Consider the following 22,025-nt stretch of genomic DNA (forward strand, 5'->3'; position numbering starts at 1 on the left):
AAGCTACAAGCTGCGAGCTTTGAGCCTCGAGCTACTTGCTTTTGCTCCAAACTCCCTTTCTAAACTTCTAGCTTCTGTCTTCTAAATTCTATCTTCTAACCTCCAGCTTCGAGCTTCTAGCCGCCATTTAAAAGTTCATTAATTTTCTGATTAAAACTTTCTTTGAATTGCTCATAATAAATGCCTGTACCCGGCCCTGAAAAACCTGTGTGGATGTATTTTACTTTTCCATCTTTACCAATAAAAATGGTAGTAGGGAAGGCCGCTACTTTATTCAGCATGGGTAAGGTTTCTCCGGCTTTTATTTTATCATTTACACCGGCTATTACAAAGTCGTAAGTAACATTCAGTTTTTCTTTCATCTTGATTACGCGGTCGCTGGCATATGCAAAATCATCTTTTCTTTCATAAGCTAAACCAATAATCTCTACACCGCGCTTATTGTTTTGTGTATACCAGTCTGCCAGAAACCTTGTTTCGTCCATACAATTAGGGCACCAGGTTCCGAAGAGCTGGAGGATAACCACCTTGTTTTTATACTTGTCGTCTTGTGGTGTTACTTGCTTGCCTTCTACATCCGGAAAGCTGAATTCAATTTTATCGAAACCTTCTTTTAAATAAGTGAGTGATTCAGGATCAGGGAGTGAGGCACTTTCATTTTTAACACCTTTCCACACCTGATGATAGGTTTTGCCTGAATAATAATCACCGAAAATACTATCGCCCTTTAATGTAGCCGTAAAAACATAGGTGTGGTTACCATCAAAAGCACTCAGCTTCATTGTTTCGCCAATGATATTGCCCTGCAGGTAGCGGTAATCGCCTGTAGGTGTAAGGAAGGTGCCCTTTACTTCATTTTCATTTTGTGTAAACACACCAACAGCCAGCGTGGTATCTTTTTCATTGGTGAACGTCACGCTGTATTTACCACTAAAATCAACAGCAGCTTTTTCTTTTTTTGCAAAGCGATAATTATCTCCTTTGGTAGCCTGAAAGGGAACAGTAGCGCTCAAGTCATAATTTTTGATAAAGACACCACTGAGTTTATCGTCAAGCACTTTGGCACGTATTTGCGCATCGAAAATGTGCATCACCATAACGAGGGTGTCGTTCTCCAGACGAACATCGTCAAGGACTAGTTTTTCTTCGGCATTGCGAATAACAGCTTTATACTGATCCTTTTCTTTTGTTAAAGTGAAGGTAAAAGGTAACTCCTGTTCCTGCATGGTTACGACACCGCGCCAGGTGCCGCTAGGATCTTTTACATTAGAACTGCAAGAGAGGGTAAAAGCGATAATTACAAGAAATAGAGCTATACGATACATGACCGGGGCTGATTTATTGAATCGAAACTGAAATGGAAGAAAAAAAGTTTACAAAAGCTTCTTTTTATTGCTCATGTAGTAGAGGTTAAAGCCTCCGATGAGTATCAGGCTGGCCAGGATTACCATGACAATAAACAAACGTGTGTTGCGTAACTCCAGGGTCTGAATTTTCCCCTCTTTTTGAAGTAGCTGCAGTTCTCTTTCTTTTTCAGCAAAAGTTAACACCAATTCCATTTGCGCAATTTTTTTAGTACTCTCTTCACCGTAGATTTTCTCTCTTAATGAATCGTACTTCAGAATGGTTTCGTAGGCTTCTTTTGATTTGCCTTGCTGGTAAAGAATGTCGGCATGGCTTCTTAAAATATTAGGTAAATAACTGAAAGCCTGTAATTCTTCCGCAAGCTTTTCTGCTTCCTTCAGGTATTCAAGAGCCGGTGCAGGTCTTTGTGCTTTGGTGTAGGTAGCACCAATGTTAGTCAGTATGCTCAGCATACCCAGTTTGTTGTTGTTTTCTTTTTCAATATCAAGTGCCTTATTATAAAATTCTATGGCGCGTTGATAATTACCCTGCTTGAAAGAGATATTGCCCAGGTTGGTAAGCGGGTCTGCAAACTTCATTCCTTCCTGCTGGCTTAACTGATAGGCTTCAGAATAATAGCGCATGGCTTTCTCATACAATTGCAAGTCGCTGTTCAGGTTGCCCAGATTATTCATAGAGCCTACAATTTTTTTCTTGTCTTGCAGCTGTGTAAACAAGGCATACGATTGCTCCAGGTAGCTTACCGCGAGTCCAAAATCTTTTTTAATGGAGTAGATATTGGCAATGTTGTTTTTTAGTGTGGCAATACCCTCTTTGTTATCAAGCTCTTCATACATTTTTAAAGAGTTAATATAATACTCCAGTGCTTTGTCGATAGCACCTTGCTGCCTGTATGATACACCCAGGTTATTATAGGATGCAGCCATGCCTTTTTTATCGCCAATTTCGGTGGCCAGGTTAAGTGCCTCGCGGGTATAACCTAAGGCAGAAACCGGATCAGCTTCCTGATAGGCCCTGAAAAGCTCATTCAAAGTCTTTACCTTTTGTTCGCCTTCGGCACTTGTCAGCACATCCTTTAAGCTATCTACAGGACTTTGTGCTGATAAAATACCACAGCTTAGGGTAAAAAGGCTGATAACGAGGGATTTACGCATAGTATTAAGTGTAATAATTGTTAAAAATAGCAGATATTATCCATATTTAGCTAGCCAAATCGATAAAGGCCATTGGCATAAAAACCTGAACAAAAGCCAGTATTTACCGTGAGATTGCCTAAAAATTAAAACGTATGAGAAAAACCCTTTTATTAGCCACGAGTCTTTTGCTGGTGAGCTCTGCAGCATGGTCGCAAACAGACGATAAACAAGCGATTAATGCTGTTATTAAAACACTTTTTGACGGAATGTACGAAGGCGATAGTAGTAAAGTGCACAGTGTATTTGATGAGACGGCCACCATGGCTACGGTAACACGCAATAAGGTAGGCGAGCCCGTGTTGAGAAGAGAGTCTTCTATGAAAGGCATGCTACAATCTATTGGCACACCACGCAAAGAAAAACTGACAGAAGAATTCTGGAACGTAACCATTCAGGTAGATGGTGACTTTGCGCAGGCCTGGTGTGATTATGCCTTTTATGTGGATCACACGTTCAGCCATTGCGGTGTAGATGCTTTTCAATTTCACAAAACAAAAAATGGCTGGAAGATTTTTCATCTGGCAGACACCCGAAGAAAAGACGGATGCAACATTCCGGAAGAAATTAAAGCGAAACATTCAAAGTAATTAAATATAAAAAAAATGAAACGGACCACACCACTTCCACTATTATTGACTTTAGCCCTGCTTTTTGTGTTAAGCTATTCGGCACTTGCACAGGATAAACAGGTAACAACATTTATTCTGGTTCGCCATGCAGAAAAAGCAGCCGATGGCAGTAAAGACCCAGAGCTAAGTGAAGTAGGGAAGGCACGCGCTTTGCGCTTGGCCAATATGTTGAAGAAACAGCCCATTGCCGCCATCTACTCAACCAATTACAAACGTACCCTGAATACCGTAAAGCCACTGGCAGATCAGTTGGGACAAACTATATTACAATACGAGCCTTTTAAAGATGAAGAAATTGTGAAGATGGTAAATGAGCACAAAGGCAAAACAGTGTTGATTGTGGGGCACTCCAACAACATACCGTGGATCGCCAACACCTTGTTGGGTAAAAAAGAATTTGGTGATTACGATGAGAGCTATTATGAAAACGTGCTCATCGTGAATGTAATTGAGAAAGGCGTAAACGGAACAACACTGCAACTCAGTTATTGAGCAGGGTATTTTCCAGTAAAGTATGATCCTCTCTGATTACCACCTGGCTGGTTTCGGGGTCAGCACTTTTTATTTCAAACTTGTTAGGTAAAGTAATGGTAAAGCGGGTCCAGTTTTTAAGACTTGATTTCACGGTTACTTTACCATGCAACATTTTCACGGTTTCCTTTACCAGAAACAAACCAATGCCAGAGCCGTGGGCATTGTCTACCGCCCGGTAGAACATATCGAATATTTTCGGAAGGTGCGATCTGCCAATACCGATACCGTTGTCCATGATTTCAATACACACCTGATCTTCATGAATATTGGCTTCAATAAACAAATAGTTATTGGCCTTGTTGGGTGCATAGTAGCGGTAAGCATTCGAGATCAGGTTTTTCAGGATAATCTCCAGTCGCATTTTATCGGTATTGAATGTTGAACCACTTACCCTGATAAATGATTGGATACGATTGGCTTGTGGAAGATGCTCAAGACCTTGCAAGATGTCTTCCACCACTTTGGCAAAATCTACTTCCTGAATATTTAAATGTTGCCTTTTGTTTTTTGCATAATCAGTAATGTCTTTAATGAAGCTATCCAGTTTAATGATAGAAGAAGACATCATATCGAAGTAATGGTTGTGCGATTTGGCATTGATTTCAATTTTAGCCAGGTGCACAAGACCGGATAAGGAGGCCAGCGGAGATTTTAAATCATGTGCTGCGCTATAGATAAACCGGTCTAATTCCTCATTCAGTTTCTTAAGCTCTTCGTTTTGTTTTTCCAGCAACTGTGTTTTGTGTTCAATGTCACTGAACTGCGTTCTTAATTTTCTGCTCATGGTTATGAAAGATTGTGCCAAACGGCTGATTTCATCTGTTTCATTATCGAGGTTAAACTCTTTCTCGTTCAATCCTTCATGAAGTATGAATTTATTCATGGAACCAGAAAGTTTTTTCAGCGGCACCGCCAGCCGTGATGCGGTGTAATAAACAATGGATAAAGAAATAAGGATGGTGGATACCCCTATACTTAAAAAAAGTATGCCGCTATTGTTGACAAGCTCTTGTGTTCTGAGGTTGGAAAGTTTGATGAGCTGATCTAGCCTTGCTGAAATGCTATTGGTCTGCGAATTGAGTAAGCCAAGCAAGCCCATAGATGAATCAAAACCAATTTCTTTGTCGATGGAAGCCAGGCTATTGAAAGCCTCCTGATAATGTTCAAGCAGGGCAGTATTTTTGTTTTCCTCGGTAAGCTGGATGATGAGTGCGTTGGCTAATTTATTAAACTGCGACAAGTAAACCTCTTCTTTTCGCAGCATAAAATCTTTTTCATGCCTTCTCAGCATCAGTAAATTTTCCAGCGAAATAATGTGATGTTGCTTTTCTAAGGCATGCGCCTGAAAACGCATCTCGCCTTCTAACCCAAAATCTTTAAAGCCACGCACCAGTATGCGGTTGGTAAGTTGTTGAAAAGTCTGGTTGTATTCGGTAAGCAAACTGTCGATGATTTTAAATTCGTGGTCAATCCTGAAATCATTGGCAATCATGGACGTACGCAGAGTACGCATCTGTTCTTTTATCTGCCGGGCAATGGTGTTGCGTTCATTTAGCAGCTGACTTTCTCTTGTTTTAAAAAAATCGTTATTGTGTATTTCAATGCGCAGAAAATCCAGGTCTGTTTTAATTAACCTGACAATGAGGATGCGCTCGTTGCTGATGGATTGTTCGATGGCATGAATCGATCTGAGTTTGGACTGAAAAACCAGGGCCAGGGTGCTAACAACGGTAATGCTTGCGATAAGAATTCCTAAGGAAAGAAAGAGCCTTTTTGAAATTGTATTCAGCTTAAAAAAGTGCTTGCTCATGGCGCGAAATTATGGAAAGCATATGCCTTTAATTTTTCGCTTGTATTATGAGATTGTTAATATAAATGTTGGGTAAATGCTTTTGTGTATACTGATTTACTAACCAAGGTTCTGGCGTCAAGCTTTTTATGGCTCTGCCCTTCCTAGAACAATTAGGTACAGACTCAACGCCCACCCGCTCCAGCGAAGCGGATGAACGAGAAAGCTTCACTCAACGGCATTGAGTTACTTAGCTAAAGCCATTACGCTACTGTAATTGAATTGTTATTAATTAGATATATTTACGCTTTCAAGGGGCAGCTATATGCCCTGTTTAACTAATAAACGAAAGATTGCTATGATTATTGAACCCAGAATGCGCGGCTTTATATGCTTAACTGCCCACCCCAAAGGCTGCGAACAAAATGTTATTAATCAGATTAACTATGTAAAGGGCAAGGGAGCTATTAAGGGTGTGAAAAAAGTATTGGTGATTGGCGCCTCTACCGGTTTTGGACTAGCTTCTCGCATTTCTGCTGCTTTCGGAAGTGATGCAGCCACCATTGGCGTGTTTTTTGAAAAAGCACCTTCACCTGGTAAAACCGCTTCTCCAGGATGGTACAATAGTGTAGCCTTTCAGCAACAGGCACAAAAAGCAGGCTTGTATGCCAAAAGCATCAATGGCGATGCTTTCTCTAACGACATTAAAAAGAAAACAATAGACCTGATTAAGGCAGACCTTGGTCAGGTTGATTTAGTGATTTACAGTTTGGCTTCACCAGTGCGCACACATCCGACAACAGGTGTGATGCACCGTTCAGTATTAAAGCCGATTGGTCAGACTTTTAGTAACAAGACCGTTGATTTCCATACGGGTGTTGTAACCAACATTTCCATCGAGCCAGCCAATGAAGAAGATATTGCCAATACCGTAACCGTTATGGGTGGTGAAGACTGGCAGATGTGGATGGAGCAAATGATGGCAGCAGGTGTGTTGAGCGAAGGCGCTATGACCATTGCTTACTCTTATATCGGACCAGGCTTAACTGAAGCCGTTTACCGCAAAGGAACCATCGGTCGTGCGAAAGATCATTTAGAAGCAACAGCCTTTACCATCAATGATAAATTGAAAGCGATTAAAGGTAAGGCGTTGGTATCGGTTAACAAGGCTTTGGTTACACAAGCGAGTTCTGCGATACCAGTGATTCCACTGTATATTTCTTTGCTTTACAAAATTATGAAAGCCAAAGGCATACATGAAGGTTGTATAGAACAGATGCAACGTTTGTTTGCCGACAGACTCTACCATGGAGGTGCTGCACCAACAGACGATAAGGGCAGAATACGTGTAGACGATTGGGAGATGCGAGAAGATGTGCAAAGTGAAGTGGCCAAATTGTGGGAGCAGGCAACAACAGAAACCTTACCAGCCATTGGCGACTTGGCAGGTTACAAAGCAGACTTCTTAAACCTGTTTGGTTTTGCCGTTGCTGGTGTTGATTATGCAGCAGACACCGATGAGAATGTGAGCATGCCAGGATTGGTAGAATAATTTTTTATGATCAAGAGTCACCCGCAGGGTGACTCTTGAAATCCCTTTCGATGAAAACCGGAAGGGATTTTTTTTGCCCGTTCAGGGTTTCCCCACTCAGCGTCACCTGCAGGGGACTCTTATCATTGCTGCCTGAACTCTGAGCCATAGCAACTACCTGAGCATTGGGTTAATTCATTCTACTTCAACTCTTTTTTTTGATCTTATTCTTATGAATATTCACCTTCTCCCTACTCAGAGTCACCCGCAGGGGACTCTGAGTTATTTTCCCACTCAGCGTCACCTGCAGGGGACTCTTATCATTGCTGCCTGAACTCTGAGCCATAGCAACTACCTGAGCATTGGGTTAATTCATTCTACTTCAACTTTTTTTGATCTTATTCTTATGAATATTCACCCTTCTTCAATACACATAATTTATTATAACATCCGGATCAAGCATATCTTTAAAAAATTAATTCAATACGACTAATCTTTGTCAACACATACTAAACACAGTAAACCACACGAGGTGTACTTTTGTACCCTTACCTGCTACAATTGGTTTCCGTTGTTTGAAGAAGCACAGGCCTATGAAGCTGTTTATACTTGGTTTACCCATCTGCGAAAGGATATGTGTTATGTTTTAGGCTATGTAATAATGCCAAATCATTTACATGTTTTACTATATCATACAAACGAGCTTACATTGCTCAACAAATTAGTTGGGGAGGGAAAAAGATTTATGGCCTACGCTATCGTTAACTCACTCAAAGAAAAAGGTAAATCAGGTTTGTTGAGACTGCTAGAATCAGGTGTACAAGAGCAAGAGCGAGTAAGGGGAAAGCGACATCAGGTATTTAAAGTATCTTTTGATGCACGTCTTTGCTTTAATGAGAAGATGATAGAGCAAAAGCTTGATTATATACATCGTAATCCAGTATCAGGAAAATGGATGTTGGCAGATGACTTTATTAATTATAAGCACTCGAGTGCTTTGTTTTATGAAACAGGAGAGCAGAGATTGTTTGATGTGCTTCACTATAAAGATTTGAATCAGGGGCGATAATTATGGAGCTATGAAACCTCAGCGTCCCCTGCGGGTGACTCTGAGGAGGTGGAATGTTTTCCAAAACAAAAGATTGGCGCCTGACTAATAATGATTCCCCACAAGTAAGCTAAGGACTCAGGTTAACAAAAAGTACTATTCTGAGAGCATAACAACACATCACAAAGCCCCAAATTGGGCTCTTGGCTGAATTTTTTAAATCAATTTGCGCAACCAAATAATTGCACATATATTTGCAATCATGTAGTTGCATAATGGAAACAAGACGAGATATTTTTCAGGCTATAGCGGACCCAACAAGAAGGGCAATTATTACACTTATCGCATTACAGGCCATGACACCAACCGCCATTGCCGAACATTTTGACACAACACGACAGTCGGTTTCAAAGCACTTGCAAATTTTAACAGCATGTGAATTAGTAACGCAAAAACAACAAGACCGTGAAGTCTATTACCAACTTGAAGTAAACAAAATGAAGGAAATAGACAAATGGCTCAACCAATTCCGCAAGATTTGGGAAAAGCGTTTCAATCAACTGGACGAAGCACTGGTAAGCCTTAAGAAAAAAAATAAATGAATATACCAACACAAATAGAAGACTACATCGCTTCGCTACCCGAACCCAAGCGTACCGAAATGGATTTTCTGCACCAACGCATACTTCAGCTCTTGCCTACATCTAAACTGTGGTTTCTAGACGGCAAAGATGAAAAGGGTAAAGTTGTCTCAAATCCCAGTATCGGATACGGACAATATACCATAAAATATAAGGGAGGATCAACCCGGGAGTTTTATCAAATTGGAATCAGCTCCAACGCTAGTGGCATCTCGGTCTACGTTATGGGTATTGATAATAGAAAGTATCTGCCCGATACCTATGGTAAAACAATAGGACAAGCAAGTGTTACCGGATATTGTATCAAGTTCAAAAAACTGTCAGCTATTAACATGGACATATTGGAGGCAGCCATTTCAGACGGTGTAAAACAGACAACCAATTAATAAAAGATAAAATGAACAGCAATTTATTATTTGACTTCACTGTCAACAAAGAAAACAAGACCATTCACGTCAAACGTGAATTTGAAGCAAAGCTTGACTTAGTCTGGCAAGCGTGGACAACAGCCGAGCTGCTCGATCGCTGGTGGGCTCCTGCACCTTTGAGAAATTATACAAAATATATGGATTTTCGGGAGGGTGGATATTGGCTGTATACCATGCTTGATGAAAATGGAGCAAGGGTAAAGTTCAATGACGAAGAAATCTGGAGTAAACTGAGCTATATTTCTATATTGGAAAAACAATTATATACAGCTAAGGATGGATTTTGCGATGAACACGGTGTTATCAATCCGTCATTTGCGCAAAATTTATGGGAAGTAAGCTTTAGCGAGACAAAGCATTCTGTACTTGTGTCTATTGTCTCTACTTTTGATAAACTGGAAGATCTTGAACAAACTATTGAAATGGGCTTCAAAGAAGGCTTCACAATGGGATTAAATCAATTAGAAGAATTATTGTTAACCTTAAAAAAATAACACCATGAAAAAGTATAACCTTAGTTTATTGACAGTACTAGTAATAGTGCATCTTATGGGTTGTGAAAATCCTCAACAAAATTCTCACGAAAGCAGTAAAACGGATTCAACTACCAAACTTGCACTATCAACGGAAAACAATATGATTACACAAAAAATAACACCCTCTCTTTGGATTGACAAAGATGCAAAAGCAGCAGCAGATTACTACCTCTCTATTTTCAAAGATGGTAAACTAAAAGAATATCACCGTTATGAAAATCCTGCTGAGGCAAAAGAACAAGGGGGTCAGGATTACTTTGAAACAGCCATTATGGAAATTGCCGGGGTGGAATTTAGTATTCTGGCTGCAGGACCATTCTTCAAGTTCAATGAATCCGTATCGTTTGTTATTAACTGCAAGGACCAGGCAGAAGTAGATTACTATTGGAATGCGTTGACCGCAAATGGAGGAGAAGAGAGTAACTGCGGTTGGTGTAAGGACAAATATGGTTTATCGTGGCAGGTTGTTCCGGTTGAGTATTTTCAGCTAATCAACAGCGAAGATCCTAAAGTCAGAGAAAAGGCAATGAAAAATACACTTAAACAAAAAAAATTAATATTGGCGGAACTCAAATAACTTAATAGTATTGAGTGAATAGGGTAAGTTAGCATTCAGATATAAAGACGAGACCCCTGCTGTTGCCAACAATTAAACATCTCAGCGTTTTCACTTATGTTTTAATGACAAACAGCTTGATGAACAAAGACTCTTTTGAGACTAAAGAATTTCGAATTACAGAGGATGGAATCCACTTTCTAAGAAGTGGATTTTCATACAAGACAATTCATTTCAAGGAAATAGACAGCGCTGAAATTAGGAAAGGAAAAGAACTAAATAACTGGATATTCATTTTCATCATGGGGATAATGCTGATCATTCCCGGGATTTCGCTTGCGCTTAACTTAATCAAAGCTTTTCTTGCCGATGATTTGAATTTAAGCCATGCAGTAATGCCAATATCGTTTTTGATTCCGCTTGTCGGTGGATATTTTGTTTTCTCATCACTCAAGTCCGGTACGATTTTGCAGATTTATTATGGCTATGATAAGTCGTACAAGTTTTCCTTAAGGGAGATAGTAAATGACAATAGGATCAAAGAATTTACCATAACAATGAAGCATAAATTAGGCACTAAACTAAGAGAGGAATGAATATCCATTAATTCAACTGACCTTGTTGTTATTTATGCGCCAGCACCTAGGCACACCAACAAGTTTGGCGACATGAAGTGCGTTGAGGTATAATAACATTATTGGTGACACTTTTCGCATTCCCGGCATGTAACATATAAGGCCAGAATTTAGTAAAAGTGTTAAAATTGTTAACAAGTAAACAACACACCTTTGGACATCATAACCATATATAAAGATGAGTTTTGTATTTCAACAGATAAAGCAAAACTGGATGTAGATTCAATTCATGAATTTTTATCAACGAAAGCCTATTGGTGTCTGAATATTCCTAAAGACAGGGTAGAGGCAGCCATACAACATTCACTTTGTTTCGGTGTATATCACAACCAAGAGCAAATAGGTTTTGCAAGGGTCATTTCCGATTTTTCAACAATCGCTTATTTAGGGGATGTCTATATTTCAGAAGTATACAGGGGCAAAGGACTTTCCAAATGGTTAATGTCCACTATCATGAATCATCCGAACTTGCAAGGGCTTCGCAGATGGATTTTACTGACAGGTGATGCACATGCGCTGTATCGTCAATTTGGTTGGACCGAAATTGCAGACCCAACAAAGTGGATGGAGCTTCATAACAAAAATGTATATGTAAAGTAATGCGGCAGCGCTGTAAGGCTCACACCGCTGTTCGACATGTTCGCGCAGCTATGTCGAACAATGATAAAGCAGTATAAGCCCGCACAACCTTGTTATGCATACACCGCATGCTGATGACGCTCCTGCATTTCACGCACACGCTACTAACAGTCAGATGATTCTAAAAAGACATAATAAGAACTTTATGATTTAGCAAAATACACCAAAGTGCAATTTAATTTCAATTGATGAGTGACTTTTGAAGCACTATTGTATTATTAGGTCAAAACCAGATGATGAGACACATACTTTTCGGACTAAGCCTTGCTTTTATTTTAATAAGCTGTTCAGGAAAAAACGAACTAACCGCAATCCAGGAGATTGAAAGTCTTGGTGAACCCTCTCAACACTTCACTATTACCAATGACAAAACGGCTGTACTCGAAGCCAGAAACGGTGCCAGAATAACCATCGAGCCAAACACATTTGAGTTTAGTGATGGAAAATCACCCGATAAAAACATTCAGCTTGAGATGAAAGAGGTGTATGAAAAATCAGCGATGATCCTGAATGATTTAACGACAACCTCTGATGGAATACTTCTTGAATCTTTGGGCATGATTTTCATTAACGCATTAGCAGATGGTAAACAATTAAGGGTAAAGGATAATAGGTCAATAATGGTTTCGATACCTAATAAAAAGGGGGCTTATAACGGTGAACTTTTCTATGGAGAAAAAACAGATGGTGTATTGAACTGGCGGTATGCAGGAATAACACAAGACACAACCGAAGTAGTGGAGACAATAATCTCAAAAGCAAACGAAAGAGATTCTATTAAAAGTACGACTTACAAATACGTAAATGGTTTAAGGGAATTTGTGTCCGATACAACTTTTGCAATAGAAGGTGATTACACTTTTAGTATAGGTATAGATTCTACCATCGCTATGCCTCAGCAAAATTATGAATTTCAGATAAATAACCTTGGTTGGATCAATTGTGACAGATTTTTTGAAGTAGAGGAAAAAGTTGTTCTGGAAATTAAGCTTGAGAAATTTAACGAACCTTTCGGTTACTTAGTTTTTAGTAATATAAACTCAGTGATGGCTGTATATTTTGACAAAAATGGTGAGGCGATTCTCCGCAATCTACCAAAAGGCTATAATATTGACTTGATTATCATTGACAAGATAGAGGGCGATATGATGTGGAAAAAAGAAGCTTTGAAAATTCAATCGGATAATAAGATTGTTTTGGAGACAAATAAACTAAGCAAGGAGGAGTTAAAAGCTGCGTTGAAAGCATTAGATAAATCAGAATAGAGGATTCTGCAAGTTAAAGCGCCTTGATATGATACAATTGTTGGTAATGCTCCTTGCACCCCTTGCTCCTAACTGTTCGACATTTTAGCGCAACGCATGTCGAACCTTGATGAAGCGTTACAATCCCCACATAACATTGTGATGCCCACCGGCCTTGCATGCTGGTGACGCTCCTGCATTTCCGGACTTCCTACTTACAACAGGACGGTGATTCTAAAAAATTAACCCAGCGTATCATTTGAAGTACTGTCCCCCGCCAGCGAGGCGGGGGTAGGGGGTGGTGGTTTTACTTTCACTGCTGTTCGACATATTAGTGCAACGCATGTCGAACGTTAATCTCGTTGTAATCCCGCGACACCTTGTGATGTAAACCCTACTAACAATAAAAAGATGAATCATCGTCCTTTCAGAAATGATGATTAGAAAAAACTGTACGGACGAACACCGCATGTTCATATTTGAACAAGGGCATTTATAAAATGCCTGAATAAAGCTATGAAATAGCGTTCTAATAAAGGCACTATAATTGTCAGACGGGCGCAGACTGAATCCACTACGCCCATGAAACCAGGAACCATCTCCTTAGCCATGTTATTATTAGCCCCAATCCTCTTCTGGTCTCCATCTCAGGTAAAGGCACAAAACAAGCTCTCACACGAGCAGTTGACAGCAAAAATTACTTCCATGGATAGTATACTGTTTTCTGCTTTTAATGCATGTGATGTCAACACATCTAAATCCTTATTTACGGAAGACCTCGAATTTTACCATGACAAGGGTGGGCTTACCAATTATGCACAGAATGTAAATTCTATTATACAACGCTGCGGCAGCGAAACCAAAGTACGAAGAGAATTAGTGGCAGGCAGCATGGAAGTTTTTCCGATCAAGGATTTTGGAGCTATACAAACGGGAAGCCATCGTTTTTATTATACAGAGAAGGGAAAGGAAGAAAAACTGGATGGAACATTTAAATTTATTCATCTTTGGAAAAATGTAAATGATACCTGGAAGATAAGCCGCGTAATCAGTTATGACCATTAAAACATGTTTGTAAGCAGCATCATGTCACAAGTATTTTTATTGTTGATACAAGCCACGAACAAATAAATTAAGCTAACGACAGATGAATAGAATTTTTTATTTTTTGATCACCGCACTTCTGCTAAACTTAAATTGCTTCGGACAAAGTGCAGCAGGGGATGATCTTATGCGACCGCGCGTGCCTGCTTTACCCAAGGCAGACCTGGCCTCAGTTAAAATGAATAAGGATACCCTTGAAAAGTTAAATCAGTTTATCAGCACCTACGCTGCAAAAGATTTCAGGGGGATCGTTGTACTAAAGGACAATCACCTGGTACTTGAAGAATACTATAACACTTTTTGGAGAGAAACGATTCACGATATCCGATCAGCAGGCAAGAGTGTTACCGCTTTACTGTTAGGCATAGCCATCGACAAAGGTTTAGTTAAGAGTACGGAGCAAAGTATTTATGATTTCTTTCCGAGCCCTGCGTTTGTACGGCCTGCGAATGACGGACATCAGGATATTAAAATTAAGCACCTGCTCTCCATGTCTTCGGGATTGAGCGCAGATGACAATGCAGATCATTCTCCGGGTGCTACCGGTAACTGGCTGACAACAGATAACTGGGTGAACTTTGCAATCTCTCTACCCATGCTTTTTACGCCAGGGGAGCGATACGTGTACAACGATGTTTGCCCCATGTTGATTGGTGCCATCATAGAAAAAGCATCCGGTAAAAAGCTTGCTGACTTTGCAAATGAAACTCTTTTCACACCACTTGGCATACGAGAGTACTATTGGTACACAGCCCCAAGCGGTAGTACTGCGCCCATGGGTAATTTATATCTCTCAACATTAGACTTTGCTAAATTGGGGCAACTGATCATCAATAAAGGTCAATGGCAGGGAAAACAGATTATCAATCCGACATGGCTTCTTGAAATAGGCCTGAAGCGATTCGACATTTCAAAAGATGATCCGTATGCGAACGCTTATGGATATTTCTGGTACATCACAACAAGGGAAGTGGACGGCAAAAAGTATGACTGCCTGTATGCTTCTGGAAATGGTGGCAATCTATTGTTTGTTGTGCCAAGTGAAAATCTGGTTGTAAGCCTCCACTCCAGTGCATATGGACAAGGGTATGGACATAGAAGGAGTCGGAAGATTTTTGAATACGTACTCAAGTCGCTGCATAAATACTGACGTTAATAGATATCGCTTTCCCCCTCCAGGGAGGGGGTAGGGGGAGGAATCTGTCCTCGCCAGCGAGGCGAGGACAGTGAGGGCTTTTTCCTAATTCACCATTTTACCCTTCACATACTTTTTCACAATCGTATCATCGCCCGGATAGTTTTCTGGCGCCACAGCAGTAAGCTGCGCCTGAATGCATTTCCAAACACCATTTACCTTTACATAAGTGTCAGTATAGAGCGTCATACCGCTGCTTTCCTTTCCATTATTCAGAATAATGTACTTGGTAACAGAACGCACCAGGGCAGTAGTGCCGATGATGCTGATCTTTTCGTTGCGATAATCCCAATACAAATATTTCTCTGGATCAAATCCGCTTTTCCATTCTTCGAGATAATCCTTACGATTGAGCCAGAGGCCTTTGGTGTCAATCTGTACAAAACTATCGTGTAGGATCTGTGCATGGGCAAAAGCATCATTGCTTACAAAATTATGGATGAAGCGCGCGTTGATTATTTTAAGCTGCGCCAGGTCATCCTGCATGTTCGGTGTGTAGGTAGTGGAAGACATCAGGCTCAGGGCTAAGAGCATAATGGCAGATCGTGATTTCTTCATGCGACAGCACTTGTTGTTTTAACCGATAAATCTTTCACCAGACTTTTCACAAATCCAATTTGCCCGATGTGATAAATATCGTGATTGACCAGCCCTGTCAGATTGTTCATGAGCGCTTCGTCTACCACTTTGTCAGACAGGTTTTGTAAAAGATGAATCAACTGCTTTTGTGTTTCATCAAAATCCTTCAGCTGATTTTCCCACCCTTGTTTTTTTAATTCCGATACCGTGCGCCAGTTGTCAGCACTGTCACCAGAAAACGAAACACTTGCATCGCCCTTTAATTCATGAATAAATGATTTTCTCCAATAAGCCATGTGGCTAAGAATTTCAGCAATGGAATGTTTGTCAGGCGCAGGCTGGCGGTAAGCCATGTCTGCCGATACAGTTTCAAGTTTTGTTTGTAAGGATTCTCCAAACCAAGGTTCACCCTGGTAAATTTCTGTGAGGCGATTGGCAATTTCTTGTGTTTTCATATTGTTTTATTTGTTTGTTGTAAAAGTAAAAGTGTGCTTTGCCCCACGACTTAGAAATCTTGCTAATCTCATAAGAGGCCCCCATAAATTCAGTCAATCCCTTACATTTGTATTATGCAAGCAGAAGTACACTTACTGCATCAGTCCGATTTTTATCAGATCAGGGATTATCAATGTACCTGTATGGAATGTTCCCTGTCTAAAGTAGAGCAGTGCGAACAATTTTCTATTTGCTTTGCACGCAGTGGATTTTACGAACAACAAGTGTTTAGAAAAGCGCAGGAGATGCACATCGGTCGTCTGCTTATTTCCAAACCGGGCATTGAGTATGTGATCCGCCATATCGACAATCACCCCGACTTGTGTACCTCCTTTAATTTCTCAGATGCCTTTTATGAAAAAGTGAAAGACCATTTTCGGGAAGAAGCGAAGTGGTTCTTCTCCAATACAGATGTGCAGTCCTTGTTGCTCACCGCACATGCCGACATAGAATTTATACATCAATGCATACTGTTGCAAGCCAAACAAGCCTCGTCCCTTCAAATGGATGATCTGGTAGTGCAGTTGGTAGAGAAAGTAATGCTCACCCTCGGCAACAAGAAAACAGTAGAGCACGTGTCAGCGAGTTTAAAGCGACATCACCTCGGCACTATAGAAAAGGCGCGCGATTTTCTGTTTCAAAACTTTTCGCAGAACATAAGCCTGCAGCAACTGGCGGAGCATTGTTGTGTGAGTGTATTTCATTTCGGCCGGATTTTTAAAAGTATGATGAACACCTCCCCACATCAATACCTGACTGACTTGCGCCTGAACAATGCAAAATTATTATTGCAGAGTACCCAGCGGTCGGTTACAGAAATTGCTTTTCAAAGCGGCTTCAATAGCCTGGAACATTTTACGGCCGCTTATCGCAATCAGTATAAAACAACACCCTTAAGCTCCCGAAAGGAAAAAAAAGATTTTCCGCGACTGCGCGCGTGGCAATAATGCCGTGTGGGTCGATAGGGTCTGTGACACTTTTAAAGCCTATTGCAGTGTCAGTAAGCGTATATGAACAACAAGTGCAAAAATTAAACGCCCATTAATGGACACCCGATAGTTTAGCATGTCGAGACTATTGTATATTTAAACAAGCTACTCTTCAACTTCCTCTTTTCAATGAATACCGAGCAGGGCTGAGGCAGAGAAACTCAGCCACGCGCGCAGGTGCGCTGAGTTTGAAAAACACCTTCGCATAGCTATACCGTTGCAGCATGATAAAAAAAATGATTAGTCCATACACATGAAACAAATTAAACCAAAGTAAAAATGAAAAAGATAATTGTTACACTGTCGTGCATCTTATGTGCAAGTAATGTGTTTGCCCAGCAGCCGGATATAGCCGCAGAAATTCGCAAGCTGGAACAAATGGAAGTAGCGGCTGTGCTTAAAAAAGATACACTTACTTTGTTAACACTGTGGGACAAAGACTACGTAGTAAATGCACCTGACAATAAAATCAACTTTGCAGGGAAAACCACTGTAGACAGACCCGTACTGAGAAGATCCAGAACAAGCTTTACACGCGATGTAGAACAAATCATCATCAAAGGCAATACAGTGTTTTCTATGGGAAACGAAACTGTGGTGCCTTCCGACAATACTAATGATGCGCAAGCAATCGTGAAAAGACGCTACACCAATGTATGGATGAAACAGGATGGGGCCTGGAAATTAGTAGCGCGGCATGCTAATGTAATTTGCCCTTAAGGCTACAGCAGTCAGCTTCAGCCGAAAAAGAAATGCAGTATGTAGCTTTTAATGCCCTCACTATCCAATCAGCGTTTATGCATGAGTGCTGATCTTGATCAGTCTACATGTTCCTCATTGTAAATTTTATTGCACCATCCTGGCTGTGAGATTTCGTAAGCAAGGGCTTTTAGTGATGATACAGGAATTGCCCGTATCCGAACATACTAATCCGTATGCGAACATGAATCCGTATAATATCGGTTAATTAAGCGCAATTTGAACCTATTGTGCGTGGCACATTTCTTGGAAAGATCAGGTATATTTAAACCTAACGCTAATTCAGAATAACTAAACCATTGTCGTTTAGTTAAGTCTTTTTTATTGACCTCACCTCCAGTCCTCTCCAAAGGAGAGGATGAATATGGAGGCTTAACTAAACGACATTGAATCATAAAACACCAGCCGTATGTATCTAAGTTATTTAAAAATTGGATGGCGAAACCTCTTAAAGAGCAAAACACATTCATTCATTAATATTGGTGGATTGGCGATAGGTATTGCCAGTTGTTTTCTCATTGGTCTTTATATCCACCATGAACTTAGTTATGATCGTTATCACGACAACGCAAATCGCATTCAGCGTGTAGTGGCAGAAGATTGGGCCAAGATGCCACCTGCATTGGCACCAGAACTTAAAGCAAGCTATCCGCATTTAGTTGAGCAAGCCGTTCGACTCTGGCCTCAATTTTCGCCTGCAAAAATGCGATACAACGAAGTAGTGTTTGTAGAAACAGGAATTGTATTTGCCGATCCAGGTGTGTTCTCAGTTTTTACATGGCCACTTGTATCTGGTAATCCTGCAAAAGCGTTGACCGATAAAAATTCCATTGTGCTTACCCAAGCCATGGCCAGTAAATATTTTGGAACGAAAGATCCCATAGGCGCTCAAATGAAATTTTGGGGGAACGATTTAACCGTTACTGGAGTAATGAGCGATGTGCCAGATAACTCACACCTCAAGTTCGATTGTCTGATATCATTTTCTACACTTCATTTAGTGATGGGCGATAACCTGAATCAAAATTGGGGCATGCCTGCATTTTACACCTATGTGCTTCCGGCAGCAGGCGTTGAGCTTGAACAACTACAAAGTGCTGTCCAGGCGCTCTTCAAAACTAATTTTTCAGATCCTTCCGTGGTGCTGGCACTTCAATCACTGCCAAGCATTCATTTACATTCCAGCCTGAAGGCCGAGTTCAAACCAGGCGGTAATATTTCCTATTTGTATGTACTGGGCACAGCCGCCTTATTTATTTTGATTTTGGCGAGTATCAATTTTACAAATCTCAATACTGCCCGCGCTACTACCCGTGCCAGAGAAGTAGGCATGCGAAAAGTAGTGGGTGCAGTAAAGCGTCAATTGGTGCAACAGTTTTTTGGTGAAGCACTGATTACCGCTGTTGCTGCCCTGGTGATCGCCATCACCATGATAACCTTAGTGATGCCGGCATTCAATCAGTTTACAGGCAAGGCTATTCAACTGCAGGATGCACTCACACCACAATTTATTGGTGGTACTGCCATACTGATACTCGTCATTGGCTTTTGTGCAGGTGCTTACCCTGCACTCTTCCTGGCACGCTTAAAACCCATCAGTTCCTTAAAAGGGTCAGGCAGTCTCCCGAATTCAAATTCGTTTGTGCGCAAGGGCCTGATTGTATTTCAGTTTATGGTTTCTACTTTTTTTCTGACGGGCATGTTAGTGGTGCTGCTTCAACTTAACTATTTACAAAGTAAAGACCTGGGCTTCGACAGAGAACAGATTATTGTTTTAGATGGCGATGGGTTTCCGCAAGTACAGAAAGAACTTCAGGGTGTGGCTGGTGTAGAAAAAGTATCGGGTGTACCGCAACTGCTACCTGGTCTTCTGCCCATGAGTCCATACCGTGTAGCAGGACTTACTACAGACTCAACAAGTCAGATGACACATTACGGAGTAACACCAGGCTTTATTGAAACCATGGGCATCAAGTTAATTGCCGGAAGAAGCATTGCAGAAAATTCTAAAAAAGATGAACAGGAAGCCTTCATACTCAACGAAGCGGCTGTGCGCGAATTAGGATGGAAGCCCAGCGAAGCCATAGGAAAATCTTTTTCAATGTTTGTTCCACCGCTCAATGGCGGTGCAGAAGTATGGAGAGCGGGTTACATCACCGGTGTTGTGCAGGACTTTCATCACGAAGCACTTTATAAGAAAGTAGCGCCCCTTGTCTTGTATCCATGCTACGACATGAATCTGACGCTGGTGCGTATGCAGGTAAGTCCCGCAGTGATTGCTTCCATTCAAAAAGTATGGGCGAAAGTGAATCCGGAGGCTCCATTCAATTATTACTTTCTGGATGACCGTATTAAACAACAATATGAGTCGGAGATTATGCTCGGCACCCTCATGACTTCTGCTACAGGCCTTACAGTTATTATTGCCTGCCTTGGTTTGTTGGGTCTGGTTTCCTTTTCTGCCAATCAACGAACGAAGGAAATTGGTATTCGCAAAGTATTGGGCGCCTCGAGTGCTCAGGTGGTTGCCCTGCTGTCGGGTGATTTTGTTAAGCTTGTAGGTGTTGCCGCTATTTTTTCTATACCCATGGCCTACTATGCCTTGCGCGAATGGATTAATAATTTCGCTTACCACATTGAACTGTCGTGGATCATTTTTGTGGGCGCAGGTTTGCTTACGCTATTCGTAGCCATGGTGGCGGTGGTACTTCAATCCTTACAAACGGCCTTAGCGCAGCCAACAGAATCATTGCGCTCGGAGTAAGCATCTTGTCTGGAATCAACTCTGTGTATTACTCGAAGTACTGTCCCCTCCAGCGAGGCAGGGGTAGGGGGTGGAGGTTTGCTTTGACTTCTCCGCCTTTGTGGTGTTGCGTTGTAGCCATTAACGTTTTGTAGTTGGTTTGTATAAAATTCCTCCCCCTCCCCCCTCCAAGGAGGGGGACAGTGTAACCAAAAGAAATAGTAGCATTTTTAATTGTATTGAAGTTGTGTTGAAGCTCCTGTTCGACATGTTAGCGTAGCGCATGTCGAACCTTGATGAAACGGGATTTGTAATCCCGCTTTGAAAAACTATTTGGATTTCACTGTCCAATCAGCGTCTCCGCAAGGACGCTGATCTTGATGAGGCGTGCCCTTGGCACGAAGACTCAGCCGCTGTTCGACATGTTAGCGTAGCGATGGTGAACGTCCTGCTGTTCGACATGTTAGCGCAGCTATGTCGAAGTTGATGAAAGGGGATTTGTAATCCCGCTTTGAAAACTATTTGGATTTCACTGTCCAATCAGCGTCTCCGCAGGGACGCTGATCTTGATGAGCTGTGCTCTTGATGCATAGAATTAGCCTACTGTTCGATAACTTAGCGCTGTGATGTCAAACAGCAAAAGAATAGCAATGAGTAAATCAATCATCATATTACTTTTTGGACTTTTTGCATGCCATGCTAAACATACCACTGACAAGATTGCGGTGAGCCATTTGGATATTGACAGCACGATAGTCACTTTTAATACAACGACAATCCTGGGGGAGGAGTACAGAGGCTTTGGAACGAACCAATACAAACTATTTGTGCTAAACTCAAAAGGAGATACGGTATTAAATCAAGCCGATCTTTACTTTGACTTTGAATTTCACGATTTTAATGGTGACTCCCTGGATGACATCCTGGTACATCCATTGACCAATGTTCCGGCTATTCAAAACTTACTTTTGTTTGACAAGGAAAAGAGGGCCTTCATTAGGGTAAATGGATTCGAAAACTTCCCTGCCCCGAAACCACTTAATGGGACAGATTATTACTATTCCTATCATAGAAGTGGGTGCGCTGATAATTTTTGGGACAGCGACTTGTTCTACATAGACAAATACAATACACATTTACTGGGTAATATTGCCGGGAATGAATGTGAGGGCGAAAAGGGGATTGTTATTTCGAAGGTAGTTAATGAAGAAAAGAAAATTGTAGACAAGTTCACAATTGATGTTTTAGAGAATTATGAAGACCACAAATGGGGATTCCTTGCTGACTATTGGACAAAAAATTACACTAAATTTATTAACTGACAATAAAAGGTACAGCAGCAAACAAAGTATAGGGCGTGCAAATTCGCTTACAGGGTACTATATATTAC

General features: G+C 41.0%; 22 protein-coding genes. 17 read left to right on the forward strand and 5 right to left on the reverse strand.

Annotation, left to right across the window (positions count from 1 at the left end; all coding sequences use genetic code 11):
- Positions 1-116: 116 nt before the first annotated feature.
- Entirely contained in the window at positions 117-1,325 is a 1,209-nt protein-coding gene (locus ACO1XM_RS06390; protein ID WP_486227019.1) for a peroxiredoxin family protein, read from the reverse strand.
- Between the two features lie 48 nt (positions 1,326-1,373).
- Positions 1,374-2,519 carry a tetratricopeptide repeat protein gene (locus ACO1XM_RS06395; protein WP_486227021.1) on the reverse strand — a complete coding sequence of 382 codons (1,146 nt, stop codon included), beginning with the start codon at positions 2,517-2,519 and terminating at the stop codon, positions 1,374-1,376.
- 134 nt (positions 2,520-2,653) lie between these two features.
- On the opposite strand from ACO1XM_RS06395, the gene ACO1XM_RS06400 reads away from it, so the two are divergent.
- Both ACO1XM_RS06400 and ACO1XM_RS06405 read left to right on the forward strand, forming a co-directional pair.
- Entirely contained in the window at positions 2,654-3,148 is a 495-nt protein-coding gene (locus ACO1XM_RS06400; RefSeq protein ID WP_486227023.1) for a nuclear transport factor 2 family protein, read from the forward strand.
- 15 nt (positions 3,149-3,163) lie between these two features.
- Positions 3,164-3,682, forward strand: a complete 519-nt coding sequence (locus ACO1XM_RS06405; protein ID WP_486227025.1) for a SixA phosphatase family protein — start codon at positions 3,164-3,166, stop codon at positions 3,680-3,682.
- On the opposite strand, the gene ACO1XM_RS06410 is transcribed toward ACO1XM_RS06405, so the two are convergent.
- The gene (locus ACO1XM_RS06410) at positions 3,672-5,534 is read right to left on the reverse strand and encodes an ATP-binding protein (protein ID WP_486227027.1); all 1,863 of its coding nucleotides are present in this window, start codon (positions 5,532-5,534) and stop codon (positions 3,672-3,674) included. The genes ACO1XM_RS06405 and ACO1XM_RS06410 overlap by 11 nt on opposite strands.
- Positions 5,535-5,871: 337 nt before the next feature.
- Here ACO1XM_RS06410 and fabV point away from each other — a divergent pair, with 337 nt between their 5' ends.
- From fabV to ACO1XM_RS06465, 11 genes are all read left to right on the forward strand, one after another.
- Complete coding sequence (fabV, locus tag ACO1XM_RS06415; protein ID WP_486227098.1) at positions 5,872-7,065, forward strand: enoyl-ACP reductase FabV; 1,194 nt, start codon at positions 5,872-5,874, stop codon at positions 7,063-7,065.
- 550 nt (positions 7,066-7,615) lie between these two features.
- Positions 7,616-8,113 (forward strand): transposase, encoded by a 498-nt coding sequence (locus tag ACO1XM_RS06420; RefSeq protein WP_486227029.1) that lies wholly within the window; start codon positions 7,616-7,618, stop codon positions 8,111-8,113.
- A 254-nt stretch (positions 8,114-8,367) separates the two neighbouring features.
- The gene (locus ACO1XM_RS06425) at positions 8,368-8,694 is read left to right on the forward strand and encodes an ArsR/SmtB family transcription factor (protein ID WP_486227031.1); all 327 of its coding nucleotides are present in this window, start codon (positions 8,368-8,370) and stop codon (positions 8,692-8,694) included.
- Complete coding sequence (locus ACO1XM_RS06430) at positions 8,691-9,119, forward strand: DUF1801 domain-containing protein (protein ID WP_486227033.1); 429 nt, start codon at positions 8,691-8,693, stop codon at positions 9,117-9,119. Before ACO1XM_RS06425 ends, ACO1XM_RS06430 begins: the two co-directional genes overlap by 4 nt.
- Positions 9,120-9,130: 11 nt before the next feature.
- Positions 9,131-9,655 (forward strand): SRPBCC family protein, encoded by a 525-nt coding sequence (locus tag ACO1XM_RS06435; RefSeq protein WP_486227035.1) that lies wholly within the window; start codon positions 9,131-9,133, stop codon positions 9,653-9,655.
- Positions 9,656-9,659: 4 nt separating this feature from the next.
- A complete protein-coding gene (locus ACO1XM_RS06440; RefSeq protein ID WP_486227037.1) occupies positions 9,660-10,274 on the forward strand; it encodes a VOC family protein in 615 nt (204 codons plus the stop codon).
- Positions 10,275-10,390: 116 nt separating this feature from the next.
- A complete protein-coding gene (locus ACO1XM_RS06445; protein WP_486227039.1) occupies positions 10,391-10,849 on the forward strand; it encodes a hypothetical protein in 459 nt (152 codons plus the stop codon).
- Positions 10,850-11,041: 192 nt separating this feature from the next.
- A complete protein-coding gene (locus ACO1XM_RS06450) occupies positions 11,042-11,488 on the forward strand; it encodes a GNAT family N-acetyltransferase (RefSeq protein ID WP_486227041.1) in 447 nt (148 codons plus the stop codon).
- 272 nt (positions 11,489-11,760) lie between these two features.
- A complete protein-coding gene (locus tag ACO1XM_RS06455; protein ID WP_486227043.1) occupies positions 11,761-12,792 on the forward strand; it encodes a hypothetical protein in 1,032 nt (343 codons plus the stop codon).
- 561 nt (positions 12,793-13,353) lie between these two features.
- Complete coding sequence (locus ACO1XM_RS06460) at positions 13,354-13,836, forward strand: nuclear transport factor 2 family protein (protein WP_486227045.1); 483 nt, start codon at positions 13,354-13,356, stop codon at positions 13,834-13,836.
- Positions 13,837-13,918: 82 nt separating this feature from the next.
- Positions 13,919-15,025 carry a serine hydrolase domain-containing protein gene (locus ACO1XM_RS06465; RefSeq protein ID WP_486227047.1) on the forward strand — a complete coding sequence of 369 codons (1,107 nt, stop codon included), beginning with the start codon at positions 13,919-13,921 and terminating at the stop codon, positions 15,023-15,025.
- A 90-nt stretch (positions 15,026-15,115) separates the two neighbouring features.
- On the opposite strand, the gene ACO1XM_RS06470 is transcribed toward ACO1XM_RS06465, so the two are convergent.
- Positions 15,116-15,628, reverse strand: coding sequence for a nuclear transport factor 2 family protein (locus ACO1XM_RS06470; RefSeq protein ID WP_486227049.1), 513 nt, complete (start codon positions 15,626-15,628; stop codon positions 15,116-15,118).
- Complete coding sequence (locus ACO1XM_RS06475; RefSeq protein ID WP_486227051.1) at positions 15,625-16,104, reverse strand: DinB family protein; 480 nt, start codon at positions 16,102-16,104, stop codon at positions 15,625-15,627. The genes ACO1XM_RS06470 and ACO1XM_RS06475 overlap by 4 nt, the downstream gene beginning before the upstream one ends.
- Before the next feature lie 114 nt (positions 16,105-16,218).
- Here ACO1XM_RS06475 and ACO1XM_RS06480 point away from each other — a divergent pair, with 114 nt between their 5' ends.
- The 4 genes from ACO1XM_RS06480 (at position 16,219) to ACO1XM_RS06495 (ending at position 21,957) form a co-directional block, all read left to right on the forward strand.
- Positions 16,219-17,091, forward strand: a complete 873-nt coding sequence (locus ACO1XM_RS06480) for a helix-turn-helix transcriptional regulator (RefSeq protein ID WP_486227053.1) — start codon at positions 16,219-16,221, stop codon at positions 17,089-17,091.
- A 321-nt stretch (positions 17,092-17,412) separates the two neighbouring features.
- On the forward strand, positions 17,413-17,853 hold the full coding sequence (locus tag ACO1XM_RS06485) for a nuclear transport factor 2 family protein (protein ID WP_486227055.1): 441 nt from the start codon (positions 17,413-17,415) through the stop codon (positions 17,851-17,853).
- A 448-nt stretch (positions 17,854-18,301) separates the two neighbouring features.
- Entirely contained in the window at positions 18,302-20,656 is a 2,355-nt protein-coding gene (locus ACO1XM_RS06490; protein ID WP_486227057.1) for an ABC transporter permease, read from the forward strand.
- 629 nt (positions 20,657-21,285) lie between these two features.
- Positions 21,286-21,957 (forward strand): hypothetical protein, encoded by a 672-nt coding sequence (locus ACO1XM_RS06495; protein WP_486227059.1) that lies wholly within the window; start codon positions 21,286-21,288, stop codon positions 21,955-21,957.
- The last annotated feature ends 68 nt before the right edge of the window (positions 21,958-22,025 follow it).

Source organism: Chryseotalea sp. (assembly GCF_057350905.1).